This is a genomic window from Hymenobacter latericoloratus, assembly GCF_014199535.1.
Taxonomy (GTDB): domain Bacteria; phylum Bacteroidota; class Bacteroidia; order Cytophagales; family Hymenobacteraceae; genus Hymenobacter; species Hymenobacter latericoloratus.
Window position 1 is genome coordinate 600,801 of sequence record NZ_JACHNV010000002.1, and the last position, 14,932, is coordinate 615,732.

The following is a 14,932-nucleotide window of genomic DNA, read 5'->3' on the forward strand; positions in this document are numbered from 1 at the left end:
GGCGGGGAGGCGCTACCTTTGCCCTATGCCCGAGCAAGCCACCGACGATATTCTGCACGTACTGCGCCAGACCTGGGGCCACACCCGGTTCCGGCCCCTGCAGGAAGACATCATCCGGGCGGTGCTGGCCGGGCACGATACGCTGGCCCTGCTACCCACGGGCGGGGGGAAAAGCATCTGCTTTCAGGTGCCGGCCCTGGCCCGGCCGGGCCTGTGCCTGGTGGTGTCGCCGCTGATTGCCTTAATGAAAGACCAGGTGGAAAACCTGCGCAAACGCGGAATAAAGGCGGAGGCCGTGTACGCCGGCATGAGTCACCAGGAAATCGACCAGACCCTGGACAACTGCGTGTACGGCCCGGTGAAGTTTCTGTACGTAAGCCCCGAGCGGCTGCTGACGGATATGTTCCGGGCGCGGGTACCCAAGATGAAAGTAAGCCTGCTGGCCGTGGATGAGGCGCACTGCCTTTCCCAGTGGGGCTACGATTTCCGCCCGCCCTACCTGCGCATTCAGGAGCTGCGCGAGCTGCTGCCGGGTGTGCCCTGCATGGCCCTCACGGCCACCGCCACCGAGCAGGTGCGCCAGGATATTGTAGAGAAACTGCAGTTTGGCGCGTCCCACCGGGTGTTTCAGCAGAGCTTCGCCCGGCCCAACTTATCCTACTCGGTGCTAACTACCGAAGATAAGATGCGGCGCCTGTTGGAGGTGGTACGGGGGGTAGGCGAGGGGAAAACCAGCATTGTGTACGCCCGCACCCGCCGCCAGACCGAGGAAGCGGCTACTTACCTGCGGCAGCAGGGGGTAGCCGCCGCGCCCTACCACGCCGGCCTGCCTGCTGAGCAGCGCACCCGCACTCAGCAGGACTGGATGCAAAACAAAACGCGCTGCATGGTAGCCACCAATGCCTTCGGCATGGGTATCGATAAACCCGATGTGCGGCTGGTAGTGCACCTGGAAGCCCCCGATAACCTGGAGGCCTACTACCAGGAGGCGGGTCGGGCCGGCCGCGACGAAAAATACGCCTTTGCCGTGCTGCTGCAGGGCCCCAACGACGCCGACGAGCTGCGCCGCCGCACTCAGCAGGCCTACCCCCCGCTGGACACCGCACGGCGCGTGTACCAAGCGCTGGCCAATTTCTCGCGCACGGCAGTGGGCGGGGGCGAGCTGGTGGCCTTCGACTTCGACCTGCAGCAGTTCGCGGAAACCTACCGCATCAGGGCTCTGGATGCGCACAACAGCCTGCGTACCCTGGAGCGCGAGGGATTCGTGCAGCTGAATGAAGCCGTCAACAACCCCGCCCGCGTCCACATCCCCATCGACCACACCGACCTGTACCGCTTCCAGGTAGCCAACCAGCAGCATGACCAGCTGATCAAAAGCCTGTTGCGCTTTAATGGGGGTGAGCTGTTTGCGGGCTTTCAGCGAATTTCGGAGAACAGCCTGGCCCAGTACCTGCGCCTGAGCGTGACGGATGTGCGTAAGATGCTGCTGTTTCTGCACCGCTCGGGCATTATTCAATACCAGCCCAGCCACAACGCGCCCCAGGCCCTGTTTACTACCCCCCGCTTTGATGCCGACAAGCTGCCGCTGGATCAGAAGCGCCTCCAGCTGGCCCGGGAGCTGGCCCGCCACAAAACCGAGGCGGTGATTGGCTACGCCGCCGGGGGGCGCTGCCGCCAGCAGCTGTTGCTGCAGTATTTCGGGGAGCTGGACGCGCCCGCCTGCAACGTCTGCGACTTTTGTCTGGCGAAAAAAAAGGCCCGCCAGGAAGCGGTGCCTGCCCCCGAGGTGCGGGCCCAGCTAGTGTCTTTGCTGAAGGCTACCCCCCAAACGCCCCGCGAAGTGCTCAGGCAGTTTGCGCCGGGCCAGGCCGCGGTGGTTACGGGGCTGCTGCGGGAACTGGTGGAGCTGGGCGAGCTGAAGTACGCGGCGGACGGCCGGTTAGGGTAGCCAGGGTGTTGTCCGGCGCGCGTATGGGGGTAGCCCTGGTGGCCAGCACCACATCAGGCAAGCTTCACAATGGCTTTGCCCGTGTTTTCGCCCCGGAACAGCCCCAGGAAAGCCGCCGGAATCTGGTCGAAGCCCTCGGTAATGGTTTCTTCAAACTGCAGCTTACCCTCCTCATACCAGGCGGTAAGCTGCTGCACCCCCTCGGGCCAGCGGGAATAATAGTTGCCAATAGTGAAGCCCTGGAGCCGGGAGCTTGTTTTAAGTAGCTTGGCTTCGGGGCGCGGCCCTACGGGTACTTCCGTGGCGTTGTACATAGAAATCTGCCCGCAGATGGCAATGCGGGCGCCCGTGTTCAGCAGGTCATATACCGCGTCGGTGATGGGGCCGCCCACGTTATCGAAGTAGCAGTCCACGCCGTGGGGGGCCGCCGCGGCCAGAGCCGCCGGGATATCCGTCGTTTTGTAGTTGATGGCCTCATCGAAGCCTAGCTGTTTCAGGTAGGCCACTTTGTCCTCGGAGCCGGCCGTGCCTATTACCCGGGCGCCTTTGATTTTGGCAATCTGCCCCACCACTATTCCTACCGCGCCCGCCGCCCCCGATACCACTACGGTTTCGCCGGCCTGGGGCTGGCAGATGTCCAGCAACCCGAAATATGCCGTCAGGCCGGGCATACCCAGCAAACCCAGGTAGTAGCTGGCTGGAGCCTGGCCAGCCGGAATCAACTGTAGCCCTCTCCCGTCCGCCACCTGATACTCCTGCCAGGGCAGGTTGGCTACTACCAGGCTGCCCACGGGTAGGCGGTCCAGGTGGCTTTCCTGCACTTCGGCTACCATGCCACCTGTTATGGGCTGGCCCACTTCGAAGGGGGCAATGTAGGATTTGCCCTCGTTCATGCGCCCGCGCATGTAAGGGTCCACGGAAACGTAGCGGGCTTTCAGGAGCACTTGTCCCTGCCCGGGAGCCGGTATCTCGCGGGTTTCAAAGCGAAAATTCTCGACTGAGGGCACGCCCGTAGGGCGGCTGGCAAGCAGAATGGTGCGGTTTTGCATAACGCAGGCAACGGAAGTGAACAGAATGGAAGGCCGACGGAAGCCAGGAAACGAAAGCTGCCATCCTGGGCTTATGGCCGGCCTTTTCAACTCCTTGAACGGTAGGCTACCCGTTCGGGGCGAATAAGGCCGGCCAAGAGCTCAGGATGGCAGCCGGTAAGAAGCCGCCTAAACGGCTACGCGGCGTTGGTAGTAGTGGTGAGGGCTACTTCAATGTTGCCTTTGGTAGCGCGCGAGTAGGGGCAGATGCCGTGGGCGGCCTCTACCAGCTGCTCGGCCTGGCCTTGCTCTACGCCCGGAATGTTCACGTGCAGGTCGGCTGAGATGCCGTAGCCGCCGTCCTCGGCTTTGCCAATGCCGATGAAGGCTTCCACCGTCACGCCTTCCAGCTTCACGCCGGCCTGGCGGGCGGCTACCCCCAGGGCGCCCTCGAAGCAGGCCGCGTAACCGGCCGCGAACAGCTGCTCGGGGTTGGTAGCGCCGGCTTTGCCGGGGCCGCCCATGGCTTTGGGCGTACTCAGGGCCAGGTTCAGCACCTGATCCTCGGAAGTAACCTGACCGTCGCGGCCTCCTTTGGCTTTGGCCTGGGCCGTGAAGATTTTCTCGATTTTCATGAGAGGGGGGGAAAGAAAATGTGAAAGAAAAGTGGCGCTAGGCCAAGTGGTTCAGGAGCGTATTCAGCTGAGTGCGTAGCGTTTCAAACTCAGCTGGGGTTATGTTGAGCTGGGCGAAAATCTGCTCGGGCACCTTGCAGGCCCGCTCGTGCAAGGCGCGCCCCGCCGGCAGCAACTCAATAATCACCGAACGTTCGTCGCGCGGGTCGCGGCGGCGACTGATCCACTGCTTTTGCTCCAGGCGCTTGAGCAGGGGCGTCAGGGTTCCGGAGTCCAGTAGCAGCTTCTCGCCTAACTCCTTTACCGTCAGCTCCTGGTGTTCCCACAAAAGCAGAAATACCAGGTATTGCGGATAGGTCAGGTCCAGTTCCTGCAGCAGCGGCTGGTAGGCTTTCGTAATCATCCGCGACAGGGCATAGAGCGGAAAACACAACTGATTTTCCAGCTGCAGCGCGGGATGTACAACAGAAGGCGACGTTGGCTTACGCATAGAGACTCCGCAAAGGAAGTTAATTAAATTTTATGCTATTTAATTGTGTACAACTAAATAACGAAATTCATTTCAACTAGTTGAGAAACAGAAAGTAAATTTTTTCGATAGGAACAGTTGCAGCACACAAAAACCGACTCCCCACAGCTGGTAGAGTCGGCTTTTGTGGTGCGGAGGTGGTCCGTTAGGCTTGCTGGTAGGCCTGCATGCCGCCCACTAGGTTGCGCACGTTCTGGAAACCTTGCTGCTGCAGAAACGCTTTGGCCGAGGCCGAGCGCCCGCCCCCCTTGCAGTGTACTACCACCTCTTCATTTTTGAGGTGCTCCAAGTCGTCGAGCTTGCCGGGCAGCTCACCCAGCGGAATGTTTTGGCTGCCTGTAATGCTGGCCTCGGCGTTTTCCCACGTTTCGCGCACGTCAATAATAGTGGGGGCCGTACCAGCGGCCTGGCGCTCCTTGAGTTCGGCGGGGGTGATGTCAGTCATGGGGACTAGTTTAGGGTAAAGGGTGAAGAAAAGTAGCGGTTTACGCCCGTCGGGGGGGGGGTAGCAATAACAAGAAACCGGTACACTGTTGCCAGCTGCTGCTTACGGCGCCAGCACCGACAGCCGTTTCGTCACCAGCTGACCGCCGGGCAGAATCAGGCGCACAAAATACAGGCCCGCTGGCAGGGCAGGTAGCACAAGCTCCGCCTGGCCCTGCTGCCCCGTCGGTTGCTCCCAGGCCACGCGGCCCAGCGCATCCAGCACCGTGGCACTAACGTAGCGGCCCTGCACCCGCACCCGGCCCTGGGCGGGGGCAGGGTTGGGGTAAAGCAGGTAGGTAGCCGCCACCTCGGCCGGGGCCGCCGTGCCCGTGACAGTGCTGCCGGTTACGGGCCGCAGCATCAGGGCACCCGCGGGGCGGGTGGGAGTAGCCGTGTTATTGATGCTCCAGGTATCCAGCGCGTTCAGCAGCAGGTAGCCCGGGGGCGAGGCGTTATTCAAATCCAAGCCAAACTCCACAAACTGCGGCGTGGCAGCCTGCCCGTAACCAGCATAGAACCGATTGCTCACGGGCACCGGCGCATCAAAGGCCACCTCCACAAACGCCTGCCCTTCCGGGAGGGTAGTGGGTACAGTGTAGGCTTTGGTGGCTTTGGGCCGGGCGGTGGGCTTGCCCGTGCCGTCATCGTCCCAGATGTTGAGTGTGATAGCGCGCCCGCCGGCCGTGGCCAGCACCGGGTACAGCCGCAGGGCCCGGATCTGGTCGGGCTGGTTCAGGTCGAAGCGCAGGGCCAGGTAGCTGGCCGGACCGGTGGAGGCCGTGGGCAGACTCACGCTGGCCTCAGCCGTGCCATCGTCGTAGGCAAAATAGTCGGTCAGGGGCGTAACGCGGCTTATCGTGTCGTTGGGTTGGGTAAGCGGGTTGGTTTCGTTGGTCAGCAGGGTAAGGCGCTGGCGCAGAAACTTGGGGGTAGTAGTCAGAGGTACGGTGGCCGTGCGCACGCTGCCCGTTACCGGCAGCTGGCGCGCGTTGGCATCGAGGGAGCGGCCGCCGGTGAGAAACTGACTGGTGGGGCCGCCGGGCAGCACTGCCAGGGTTCCGGTCCAGCTGATGGGGGTAGGGGCCGGACCAATATCAAAATTGTTGACGGTGGTGCCGGTGCGGTCCGTTAGCTCCTGGGCCGCGTTCTGGTTGAACTGGGCCACGGGCAGGGCGGTGTAGCGCTTCAGAGCGCTGGGCAGGGCGCGGCTTACGGCTATGTCGCGGAACGTAGAGTCGGTGGCGGTGCGGTTGCGGTCCAGGCGCACGTAGTCCACGCTCCAGGCGTCGCGGTTGTTGTAGAGCACCCCGTTCATCCGAAACCGGAACCGGAACCCGGCGTGCAGAAACTGCGCCTGATTAACGGGCAGGGCCTGGAAGCGAAATACGGTTGTGTCGCCGGGACTGCGCAGCTGCCACACCTGCTCCCACTGGTTGCTCTGGCTCAGAAAATCGACGTACAGGGCAATGGGCCGCGAGCCGCTGGGAGCCGGCGGCCCGAAGATGGAGCCGGCCTGCCAGAAAAAGCTCAGGTACACGTTGTCGGTGGTTCTGAGGGCGCTTAGGTCCAGGGGCTGGGAAGTCAGCAGGTCGCCTTCCCCAATAAACGACACCGGCCCCCGGGCCTTACCCTGGGCATCCAGTCCATCCAGGGTGGCCACGTTCTTGGTGGGCGGACGGCGGGGGTAGCGGTTATTAATGAGGGTGCCCCCCGAGGTTTCCCAGCGCCGGGCGTCGGGTTGTCCTTCGGGCTGGCTTGAAAAATCATCGAAGAACGGCAGGGCCAGCACTGCCGCCCGGCGGGCCGGGGCGGGCGCGGCCCGGTGCGCGGGCTCGGTACCCAGCGGGTGAACCAGCACTTGCCCAAAGCCAACCCGGGGCAGCAGGCTCAGCGCTACCAGCACAGCGGGCAGAAAGCGTAGAAAACGAGTCATTGATAACAAAGTAACAGAAACCAACCAAGAGCAGGCGGCCGTGCTTCTCTCACGGACAGAAACGAAAAAAGGTTCGTGGTATAACCAACGAACCTTTTTCACTTGTATTTCAGCCTTGGGTCGGCGCAGAGTTAGCGCACTTCCTTCACGGGCTCCTGGCCGGCTACCCAGAGGTCCACGAGCTGGCCCATCCGGATGGTGGTGCCGGGGCCGGGCACGGGACGCTGCTTCACCACGGTGCCTTCGGCCTGGCCTTCTTCGGGTTCCTGGTAGAAGATTTCACCGGGCTGCAGGCCCTGGCCCACGAGCAGGGTAGTGGCCTCATCGACGGGCATGTTCACGAGGTTGGGTACGGGGAACTCCTGGTTGCCCAGGCCGTCGCCTACCTCCAGGTCCACGCGGGTACCTTTGGTGATGGCCGCGCCGGGTGCTACCTCCTTGCCGCCCACAAACTGCCGCAGCACGGCATCTTTCTGGATGTTGGGCACCAGCTTAATCTGGCCCACAATCAGGTCGTAGCTTTTGAGGATGAGCTGGGCGTTTTTCAGGGAGCCGTCCGTCAGCTTGGGCATTTTGATGACGGGTGGGTTCTTCATGGCCACCGAAATGTAAATCTTGCGGCCTTCCTTCACCTTTTCGCCCGCCTTGGGCTCCTGCGTAAGCACCGTGCCGGGCCGGATGGAGGCGTCGTAGGTGCTGTCGTCCACGAAGTAGGCCAGGTCCCGCTCGTCGAGGTAGTCTTCCAGCTCGGCCTGGCTCATGCCCGTAATCTTCGGTACCACAATGGTTTCGCCGTGGTTGGTGGTGATGGGCAGGTACACGTAAAAGAACCCGAACACCAGGATACCCGTCGCCAGCAAAATCACCAGCACATGCTTGAGCAGGTCAGCGGGAGTATCGGATTTAAAGAAAGACATCAGGGGAGAAGCTAGGGGTTAGAAGCCGGAAGCTGACAAAGCTAGAAATTAGAAGGCTAGCACGAAGAAGTTGACCAGGTAGGGAGCGGGGCTTGCCCCCGCCCATCGTTCGCGCCGTCCGGATGGCACACCTGAAGCCGTGTGGACGATGGGCGGGGGCAAGCCCCGCTCCCTACCTGTTTTCTATCTGCGCTACGGCACTTGCCGTGCGCTGCTTGCCGAACTCCAGAATCTGGTCGATAAAGTCGTAAGGGGTGTAGCCGGCCAGGGCGGTTTGGTGGAAGATGCAGGTGGCGGGCGTCATGCCGGGCAGGGAGTTCACCTCGATGATAATCACCTCCACGGCCCCGTTCTGGCGCACCCGCACAAAGGCGTCAATGCGGGCGTAGCCTTGGATATTCAGGATTTCGGCCACCCGGCGCAGCTCCTTCTTCACTTCCTCCGATATGCGCTGGCGCTCCGTGAGGTCCGGGGCGTAGCGGGCGGGCGTAATATTCTGGCCTTCGCCGGCCAGGAATTTCTCTTCCAGGCTTAGCACCTCGCCGGTAGCCAGGGCTTCAGAGGCCTCGAACACTTCAATCTGCAGCTCGCCGCCGTCGGTCCAGTGCGTGAGCAGGCCGCCCGTAATTTCCAGGAAGTGCGCAGCCCCGTCGCGGTCAATCAAGGTTTCGACCAGGAAGGCATCCTTCTGCGGGAATTCCTCCTTGAAGCCCAGGCTGAGGGTAGTGGCTTCGGCCTCGCTGAGGGGTTCTTCCTGGCGGAAAATAAGGCGGGTGAAGGCCTCCAGTTCCTGGCGGTTCTTGATTTTCTTCACGGCCGAAGAGCACCCATCGTCGGCGGGCTTGGCAATGAAGGGGTAGGGGAACTGGGTTTCCAGGCTGCGGTAGAATCCTTCCGGGTCGGCGTCCCACTCCAGGCGGTTGGCCATGCGGTGCTCGGCCACACGCATGCCGGCCTCGCGCAGGCGGCGGTTGGTTTCAAACTTATTGATGGTGATGCTGGAGCTTTCCACGCCGGAGCCGTTGTAGGGCAGGCCGAACTTTTCCAGCTCCCGCTGCAGGGCGCCATCCTCGCCGGGGCGGCCGTGCAGGGCAATAAACACCTCATCCACCATCTGGGCCAGCTCCTCAAACGACACGCGGCGGGGCTGGGCCGTGGGCTGCCCGGCGTAGGTGCTGGTAATAGCCTGGGCCTCGCGGCGGATGCGCTCCAGGATGGGGTGCAGGCCGTGGCCAGCTTCCAGGTGCTCTACCTTCTCGCGGATGTCGTCGGCGTTGTCCTTGAGCATCACGTTGATGGGTAGCACGTAGAGGCGGAACTCCTGGCTGCTACCCGTCAGAAACACCGGCACCGGCTCGTACTTCACGCTGGAGCTGAGCTTCTCGTAGATGTTGCGGCCGCTTTCCACCGAAATGTGGCGCTCCGAGGAGTAACCGCCCATAATCACGGCCACCTTGGTGCGGGTGCGCTCCTCCGCGGCCCGGGCCGCTACGGCTGCATCTAGTTGCCGAATCTGCTCTTCTAGTTTGGTTGGCGCCATACCACTACGCCGCCGTGCAACCAAAGAGGTGCGGATGATATAGGTTAGGAACTGCGAGGGATTGAGCCCAATTTCTGCGGCCTGGTGGAAGAAGAACGAAGCCGGCAGCATGCCCGAGGTGGTATTCGGGTCATTCAGAAAAATGGTGCCATCAGCCTGAATAAATCCATCGAGGCGGGCGTAGACCTGGAAGCCAAACGTGCTGAACATCGTTTGCGCCTGCTGGCGAATCCGCTGGATATCAGCTTCCGGCAAATCGATGGGCGTTACTTTGCGCGCCAGACCAGGCAGATATTTTGAGCGGTAGTCGAACATTTCATCCCCTTTCACAATCTCTGTGGGTGGCAATGCCAGCGGCTCGCCCCGCTCATTCTCCACTACGATGCAGCTGAACTCACGGCCGGCAATGAATTGCTCGACCAGCACCTGCGTTTCGCCGGTGGTGCTGCGTAATCGAACTTCATCAGCTTTTGGGAAATGCTGGTCAAGGAAATTCAGCAGGGCCTCTGGATGATCCACAACAGGGATGACATAATCAGAGGAAATGGCTCCAAAACCGGCGTAAGCAGCAAGCGCCGTGATGGGTAAGCCAATACCCTCTCGGATATCTGTCACCCGTCGTACCCAGGCCAAACGGGCCGTCTCGTCCAGCGCGGCCCACTCCTCGCGTGTTATCGTATGCTGGAAAAGGGCCCGCTCGATGGCTTTTGTAAAGGCCATTGAATCCTCTTCTTTCAGTATGCTGATACCCAGACTGCTACCTTGGCGTGGGGCCTTAATAACCAGAGGTAGACCAAGGTCCTCAACTAATCCCCGCAGATATTTGGGATGTGCGGCATTCAGAGCCCATGATTCTTCTAGCACCCGAAACTTTGGGGTAGGAAGATTGAGAGCTTTGAGTAGCTTTTTCTGGGCAATCTTATCAATACCGAAGGCCGAAGGCAGAATGCCGGAGCCGGAGTACGGAATGCCGTACCACTCCAGCAGGCCCTGAATGGCCCCGTCCTCGCCGGCCGGGCCGTGCAAAGCCAGGAAGGCGAAGTCCATGAGGGGGCGCAACTCCTGGGGCTGAATGCGCCGGCCCACTTCGGAAATGATGCGGTCCTGCTCCTCTTGGCTCAACTCTCCCAGGCTTTCAATGTATACCTGCCAGGGCAACTCCGTGCGCGGCAGCGCCGACACGGGCGGGTAAAAGTCCCGGATAGTGCCCTTATAGATGTACTCCCAGTTGAGCAGGATGAAGTTGCCGCGGCTGTCCACGAACACGGGCACAGCCTCAAACAAGGACTTATCCAGGTTATCATACACGGTGCGGCCGCCCGCAAAGCTGATTTCCCGCTCGCGCGACGGGCCGCCGAAGAAGATGCCTATTTTCATACGTAGGGGCAAAGATAGGTAATGAGGTGATGGGGTGATGAGGCGAGGAGGTGACAAGTGACAGGTGACAGGTGACAGGTGACAGGTGACAGGTGAGCCAGCTACCGGATGGCAGAATTCTCGCTGGAGGTGTCTGCCCGTTGGGGAATGGAGCAAGTCACCTCCTCGCCTCATCACCTCATCACCTATCTTCGCCCCAGCCAAACCCATTTCCTTTTCCATGAAAACCCTCGATCAGTACAACTTCGCCGGCAAGCGTGCCGTGGTGCGCGTGGACTTCAACGTGCCGCTGGATAAGAGCTTCGCCATCACCGACGACACCCGCATCCGGGCGGCTACCCCGAGCATCAAGAAAATCCTGCAGGATGGCGGCTCCGTGGTGCTGCTCTCGCACCTGGGTCGGCCCAAGGGCGGACCGGAGGAGAAATACTCTCTGAAGCATATTGTAGCCCGCCTGGGTCAGGAGTACGGCCAGGAGGTGCAGTTTGCCGATGATGCCCTGCAGGCCGAAGAAAAAGCCAATGCTTTGCAGCCCGGCCAGATTCTGTTGGTAGAAAACGTGCGTTTCTACGGTGAGGAAGAAAAGGGTAACCCGGAGTTTGCCGCCAAGCTGGCTAAGCTCGGTCAGGTGTACGTGAACGACGCCTTCGGGGCGGCCCACCGCAAGCACGCTTCCACCGCCGTTATGGCCGAGAGCTTCGCGCCCGAAGACCGGGTAGGCGGCTACCTGCTGCAAGGCGAGCTGGACAACGCCAAGAAGGTGCTGGAGCAGGCCGAGCATCCCTTCACGGCCATCATGGGCGGGGCCAAGATTTCCGACAAAATTCTCATCATTGAGAAGCTGCTGGACAAGGTAGATAACCTGCTGATTGGCGGCGGCATGGCCTACACCTTCGCCAAGGCCCAGGGTGGCCAGATCGGCAATTCCCTGCTGGAAGCCGACAAGATGGACCTGGCCCTGGAGCTGATTGAGAAGGCCAAAGCCAAAGGCGTGAACCTGGTGCTGCCCACCGACAGCGTTGTTGCCGACAAATTCGCGAACGACGCCGAAACCAAAGTGGCCCCCAACAACCAGATTCCGGACGGCTGGCTGGGCCTCGACCTCGGCCCGGAGTCCATCAAGGCTTTCTCCGACATCGTGCGCCGGTCGAAAACCATCCTGTGGAACGGCCCGATGGGCGTGTTCGAAATGAGCAGCTTCGCCAAAGGCACCGAAACCGTGGCCCAGGCCATTGCCGATGCTACCCAGCAGGGCGCCTTCAGCCTCATCGGCGGCGGCGACTCGGCCGCGGCGGTAAACCAGCTCGGCTTCTCGGAGCAGGTAAGCTACATCAGCACCGGCGGCGGCGCCCTGCTGGAGTACATGGAAGGCAAAGAGCTGCCCGGCGTTACGGCGCTGGGGTAGAGAGTAGCTGAGTAGGGCGTCATGGCGAGCAGAGCGAAGCCATCCTTCCTCTCGTCTGCGACAAACCTGATAATGTGACAAGCCCTTACCTCCACGCCGGAAGTAAGGGCTTGTCATTTCCTAAGAGGTAGGAAATCGGTCAGGACGGATGGCGTCGTCGTGCCTCCTCGCCATGACAATCGAGCGGGGCTTGTCATGTTTCAGGGGGTAGGGAGTTGGTCAGGACGGATGGCTTCGTCGGGCCTCCTCGCCATGACACGTCACTCATGCACTGTTAATTCACGTAGGGCGTTTCCAGCTCCTGGCCCATCAGGTTGAGAGGGGCCAGGGAGAGGCGGCCGGTGAGGCGGGTGCTGAGGGTTTGCAGCTCTTCGTTGCTGAGCACCCGGAGCTGGTGTAGCCAGCGCAAGCGGTGCAGCTGCAGCTCAATGGGCCCCAGTGGGTTGATTTGGCCGTATTCTTCGCGCAGGTAGCCATGGGCCCGCAGGCGCAGCTCCTCGGTGAAGGCCTCCAGGACCGCGCGCTGACTGCGGCGGTTGCGGAGCACAACACGGAGGCGGTTGGTGCCCAGCGTAACGGTGCGGGCCCGGCGGCGGCGCACCAGCACCACTACCCCCAGGCCCAGCACAAAGCCCAGACCGCCCACCAGTAGAGCGGCCGTGTCTTGCCGATTTTGAGTTAGGTGGAGCGCCGCCTGTGCAATCAGCCACGCCAGTATCCAGAAGAACTCGGTGCGCAGAGGCGGCGGACTGGCGTATTCCAGCTCCACGGGCAGCAGCTCTTCGTAGGGAATTTCGGTTTCCAGCCACGCCGCCCCGCGCCGGCTGCGCTGGCTTACGTGCAGGCCGTGTTGGCGCAGCAGTAGCTGAGTAGAACCCCGAAGAAACTGATATTGAGAAAATTGCGGAACTGTCATTCAAAAAATCGGGGCGGCAGGCCCTGCTGCCGGCCGATAAGGCTTTAGCGGAATGTAAGCGGAAAGGGCGTAAAGCAGAGCACAAAAATAACCAGCATCAGCCAGCCCAGCACCTTACGGCCCGTGGAAAGCGGCCGCTCATCGGGGGCCGGTGGGTGAAAAATGCCGGTCAGGCGGGCCAGCACCAGCCCGAACACCAGCCAGCCGGGGTTGCCTTCAGCCCCAGGAAACGCCGAGGCCAGCGCCACCTGCGCCAGCCATACCGCCCCACCCAGCAGCACGGCGCGGCGCACTGTGGGCACCACCCGCCGGAACACCAGAAACAGATACCCCGCGTAAGGCCCGGCCCAGTACAGCCAGGTAGTGCCCTCGGAAGCCAACGAAAACAGCCCCAGGCCCGCGTAAAAGATAAAGCCCACAAACAAAACCACCGATACCCGCGCCGCCCGCCGCGGCCCCAGCAGGCCGTACACAATGTGGCCGCCATCCAGCTGACCAATCGGCAGCAGGTTGAGGGCCGTGAAGAACAGCGAGAGAATGCCGGCCACCAGCAGGGGGTAGTGCACCAGCTCGTTGGGATGGGGCAGCAGGGCCGGGTCGGCCAGCACGGCGGCCATGGCCCGGAACAGCAGGGGCTGGGCCAGCACTGTGCCCGCGCCCTGGCCCGCCTGGTACACGTACTGGGCGTAGCGGGAACCGTAGAAGCGGTACTCCGGGTGAATGTTGTAGAGGTAGTCCAGCGGGGGCAAATGCGTGAGGCCGTAGGCCAGCACCCCTACCGCTACTATAAACCCTGCCAGCGGCCCGGCCAGGCCCACATCAAAAAACTCGCGCCGGGAAAAAATCCGGTCCTTGATGCGGATAACGGCCCCGAACGTACCGAACCCCATGGGCAGAGGGATGAAGTAAGGCGGAGTTGCCCGGATGCGGTAGTAGCGGGCCGTGAAGTAGTGGCCAAACTCGTGCACGAGCAGCACACCCAGAAAGGGCAGGGCGTACCACAAGCCCGGCTGCACGGCCGGCCAAAGGTTCTGCCAGGGCCCGGCCAGCAGCTCATAGGGGGCATAGGCCTGCCCCAGCGCCCCGGCCACCAGCACCAGCCCCTCGAAGGTGGTAGTCACCAGCGTGAGCAGTAGCAGCAGCAGATGCAGGCCGTAGCGGGCCCAGCGGGGTAGGGCAGGGCGTTCGTAGCGCGTGAAGGCGGCCTCCACATCATCGTCCTCCGCCGGGGGCGCGGGGGCCGGGTTGGGGAGGTGGTGGGGCGCTGGCGTGATATCAGACAGAGGCGGAGTATTCTCGGGGAAAGGCACGGAGGGCGGCGGGCAAAGCGTCTTGCAGCGTGAGCGGCGGGGTCAGGAATAAGGTGCGCAGCCCCAGCCGGCGGGCCGTTTCAATGTGCTGGGGGCTGTCTTCAATGAATAACGTTTCCTCGGCCTTCCAGTTCATCTGCTCCAGGGCGTGCCGGAAAATTTCCTCACCGGGCTTGCGCCAGCCTACCTCCTGGGAGTAGAACACCCGGTCCAGGCAGTCGGCAATGCCGTGCCCGAAGCCGTACTGCTCCCGCAGGCGCCGGTTGATTTCCTCAATATGAATCTGGTTGGTGTTGGAAAGCAGGGCCGTTTGGTGGCCCTGGGCCCGCAGCTCGGCAATCAGGGCCAGGCGCTCGGCGGGTACATCCAGCAGCATGGCATTCCAGGCCGCGTCCAGCTCGGGGTCGGTGGCCGCCAACTGGTAATGCTTCCGCAGGCCCTGGCGGAACTCCTCGGGCGTGAGGCGGCCGGTTTCCATCAGGTCGAACAGCTCGGCCTGGGCGGCCTGGGTGAACTCAATGCTGCTGCCGTGCCGGCGCATGGCCTCCCGGGTCAGGTTATAATCAATATTGATGATGACGCCCCCAAAATCGAAGAGCAGGTTGGGTAGTTTGGTTGGCATAGCGGATTGGGGTGGCCGTAAACGGTTTGCGGGAAGTCAGGGGGTAGGCGTTGCAAATCTGCCGACAAAAGTCGAAGTTTGCGCAGCTGAAACCAACCGCCCGGCGGTTGTGCAAGGCAAGGGCCTATAGCTCAATCGGTTAGAGCAACTGACTCATAATCAGTAGGTCACTGGTTCGATTCCAGTTGGGCCCACAAAAACCCGCTTTACGCTCGCGTGAAGCGGGTTTTTTATTTATTGCCAATACTTTTGCCATTAAGCTTGCGGCCCAGGCCCGGGCCGCCGC

Annotated in this window: 12 protein-coding genes and 1 tRNA gene; 3 read left to right on the forward strand and 10 right to left on the reverse strand. The window is 61.9% G+C overall.

The annotated features are described in order from the left end of the window. Positions 1–25 precede the first annotated feature (25 nt). Complete coding sequence (locus GGU46_RS08305; protein ID WP_183403076.1) at positions 26–1,948, forward strand: RecQ family ATP-dependent DNA helicase; 1,923 nt, start codon at positions 26–28, stop codon at positions 1,946–1,948. Between the two features lie 53 nt (positions 1,949–2,001). Here the strand turns inward: GGU46_RS08305 and GGU46_RS08310 are convergent, their stop codons facing one another. The 7 genes from GGU46_RS08310 to GGU46_RS08340 form a co-directional block, all read right to left on the reverse strand. Then, the gene (locus tag GGU46_RS08310) at positions 2,002–2,997 is read right to left on the reverse strand and encodes an NADP-dependent oxidoreductase (RefSeq protein WP_183403077.1); all 996 of its coding nucleotides are present in this window, start codon (positions 2,995–2,997) and stop codon (positions 2,002–2,004) included. A 176-nt stretch (positions 2,998–3,173) separates the two neighbouring features. After that, complete coding sequence (locus GGU46_RS08315; RefSeq protein ID WP_215906287.1) at positions 3,174–3,611, reverse strand: organic hydroperoxide resistance protein; 438 nt, start codon at positions 3,609–3,611, stop codon at positions 3,174–3,176. 37 nt (positions 3,612–3,648) lie between these two features. Continuing rightward, positions 3,649–4,101, reverse strand: coding sequence for a MarR family winged helix-turn-helix transcriptional regulator (locus GGU46_RS08320; protein ID WP_183403078.1), 453 nt, complete (start codon positions 4,099–4,101; stop codon positions 3,649–3,651). A gap of 184 nt (positions 4,102–4,285) precedes the next feature. Next, positions 4,286–4,585, reverse strand: a complete 300-nt coding sequence (locus GGU46_RS08325) for a rhodanese-like domain-containing protein (protein WP_183403079.1) — start codon at positions 4,583–4,585, stop codon at positions 4,286–4,288. Positions 4,586–4,687: 102 nt separating this feature from the next. Then, the gene (locus GGU46_RS08330) at positions 4,688–6,559 is read right to left on the reverse strand and encodes a T9SS type A sorting domain-containing protein (protein ID WP_183403080.1); all 1,872 of its coding nucleotides are present in this window, start codon (positions 6,557–6,559) and stop codon (positions 4,688–4,690) included. A 131-nt stretch (positions 6,560–6,690) separates the two neighbouring features. Next, positions 6,691–7,476, reverse strand: a complete 786-nt coding sequence (locus tag GGU46_RS08335; protein ID WP_139923491.1) for a PASTA domain-containing protein — start codon at positions 7,474–7,476, stop codon at positions 6,691–6,693. Between the two features lie 172 nt (positions 7,477–7,648). Continuing rightward, a complete protein-coding gene (locus GGU46_RS08340; protein ID WP_183403081.1) occupies positions 7,649–10,393 on the reverse strand; it encodes a D-alanine--D-alanine ligase family protein in 2,745 nt (914 codons plus the stop codon). 220 nt (positions 10,394–10,613) lie between these two features. Between GGU46_RS08340 and GGU46_RS08345 the strand changes: the two genes are divergently transcribed. Beyond that, on the forward strand, positions 10,614–11,798 hold the full coding sequence (locus GGU46_RS08345; protein WP_183403082.1) for a phosphoglycerate kinase: 1,185 nt from the start codon (positions 10,614–10,616) through the stop codon (positions 11,796–11,798). Between the two features lie 274 nt (positions 11,799–12,072). On the opposite strand, the gene GGU46_RS08350 is transcribed toward GGU46_RS08345, so the two are convergent. From GGU46_RS08350 to GGU46_RS08360, 3 genes are read right to left on the reverse strand one after another with little or no spacing between them, the layout of a single operon-like run. Further along, complete coding sequence (locus GGU46_RS08350; protein ID WP_183403083.1) at positions 12,073–12,714, reverse strand: hypothetical protein; 642 nt, start codon at positions 12,712–12,714, stop codon at positions 12,073–12,075. Positions 12,715–12,758: 44 nt separating this feature from the next. Next, positions 12,759–14,024, reverse strand: coding sequence for a site-2 protease family protein (locus GGU46_RS08355; protein WP_317171882.1), 1,266 nt, complete (start codon positions 14,022–14,024; stop codon positions 12,759–12,761). Beyond that, positions 13,990–14,646: an HAD family hydrolase gene (locus tag GGU46_RS08360; RefSeq protein ID WP_183403084.1), complete on the reverse strand. Its 657-nt coding sequence runs from the start codon at positions 14,644–14,646 to the stop codon at positions 13,990–13,992. The genes GGU46_RS08355 and GGU46_RS08360 overlap by 35 nt, the downstream gene beginning before the upstream one ends. 120 nt (positions 14,647–14,766) lie before the next feature. Here GGU46_RS08360 and GGU46_RS08365 point away from each other — a divergent pair. Further along, positions 14,767–14,840, forward strand: a tRNA-Ile gene (locus GGU46_RS08365). The last annotated feature ends 92 nt before the right edge of the window (positions 14,841–14,932 follow it).

What these genes read in the sequence shown, in the direction of transcription:
- GGU46_RS08360 (WP_183403084.1), bottom strand. Translation starts at nt 14,646, where the DNA reads ATGCCAACCAAACTACCCAACCTGCTCTTCGATTTTGGGGGCGTCATC.
- GGU46_RS08320 (WP_183403078.1), bottom strand. Translation starts at nt 4,101, where the DNA reads ATGCGTAAGCCAACGTCGCCTTCTGTTGTACATCCCGCGCTGCAGCTG.
- GGU46_RS08345 (WP_183403082.1), top strand. Translation starts at nt 10,614, where the DNA reads ATGAAAACCCTCGATCAGTACAACTTCGCCGGCAAGCGTGCCGTGGTG.
- GGU46_RS08335 (WP_139923491.1), bottom strand. Translation starts at nt 7,476, where the DNA reads ATGTCTTTCTTTAAATCCGATACTCCCGCTGACCTGCTCAAGCATGTG.
- GGU46_RS08310 (WP_183403077.1), bottom strand. Translation starts at nt 2,997, where the DNA reads ATGCAAAACCGCACCATTCTGCTTGCCAGCCGCCCTACGGGCGTGCCC.
- GGU46_RS08350 (WP_183403083.1), bottom strand. Translation starts at nt 12,714, where the DNA reads ATGACAGTTCCGCAATTTTCTCAATATCAGTTTCTTCGGGGTTCTACT.
- GGU46_RS08315 (WP_215906287.1), bottom strand. Translation starts at nt 3,611, where the DNA reads ATGAAAATCGAGAAAATCTTCACGGCCCAGGCCAAAGCCAAAGGAGGC.
- GGU46_RS08305 (WP_183403076.1), top strand. Translation starts at nt 26, where the DNA reads ATGCCCGAGCAAGCCACCGACGATATTCTGCACGTACTGCGCCAGACC.
- GGU46_RS08340 (WP_183403081.1), bottom strand. Translation starts at nt 10,393, where the DNA reads ATGAAAATAGGCATCTTCTTCGGCGGCCCGTCGCGCGAGCGGGAAATC.
- GGU46_RS08325 (WP_183403079.1), bottom strand. Translation starts at nt 4,585, where the DNA reads ATGACTGACATCACCCCCGCCGAACTCAAGGAGCGCCAGGCCGCTGGT.
- GGU46_RS08330 (WP_183403080.1), bottom strand. Translation starts at nt 6,559, where the DNA reads ATGACTCGTTTTCTACGCTTTCTGCCCGCTGTGCTGGTAGCGCTGAGC.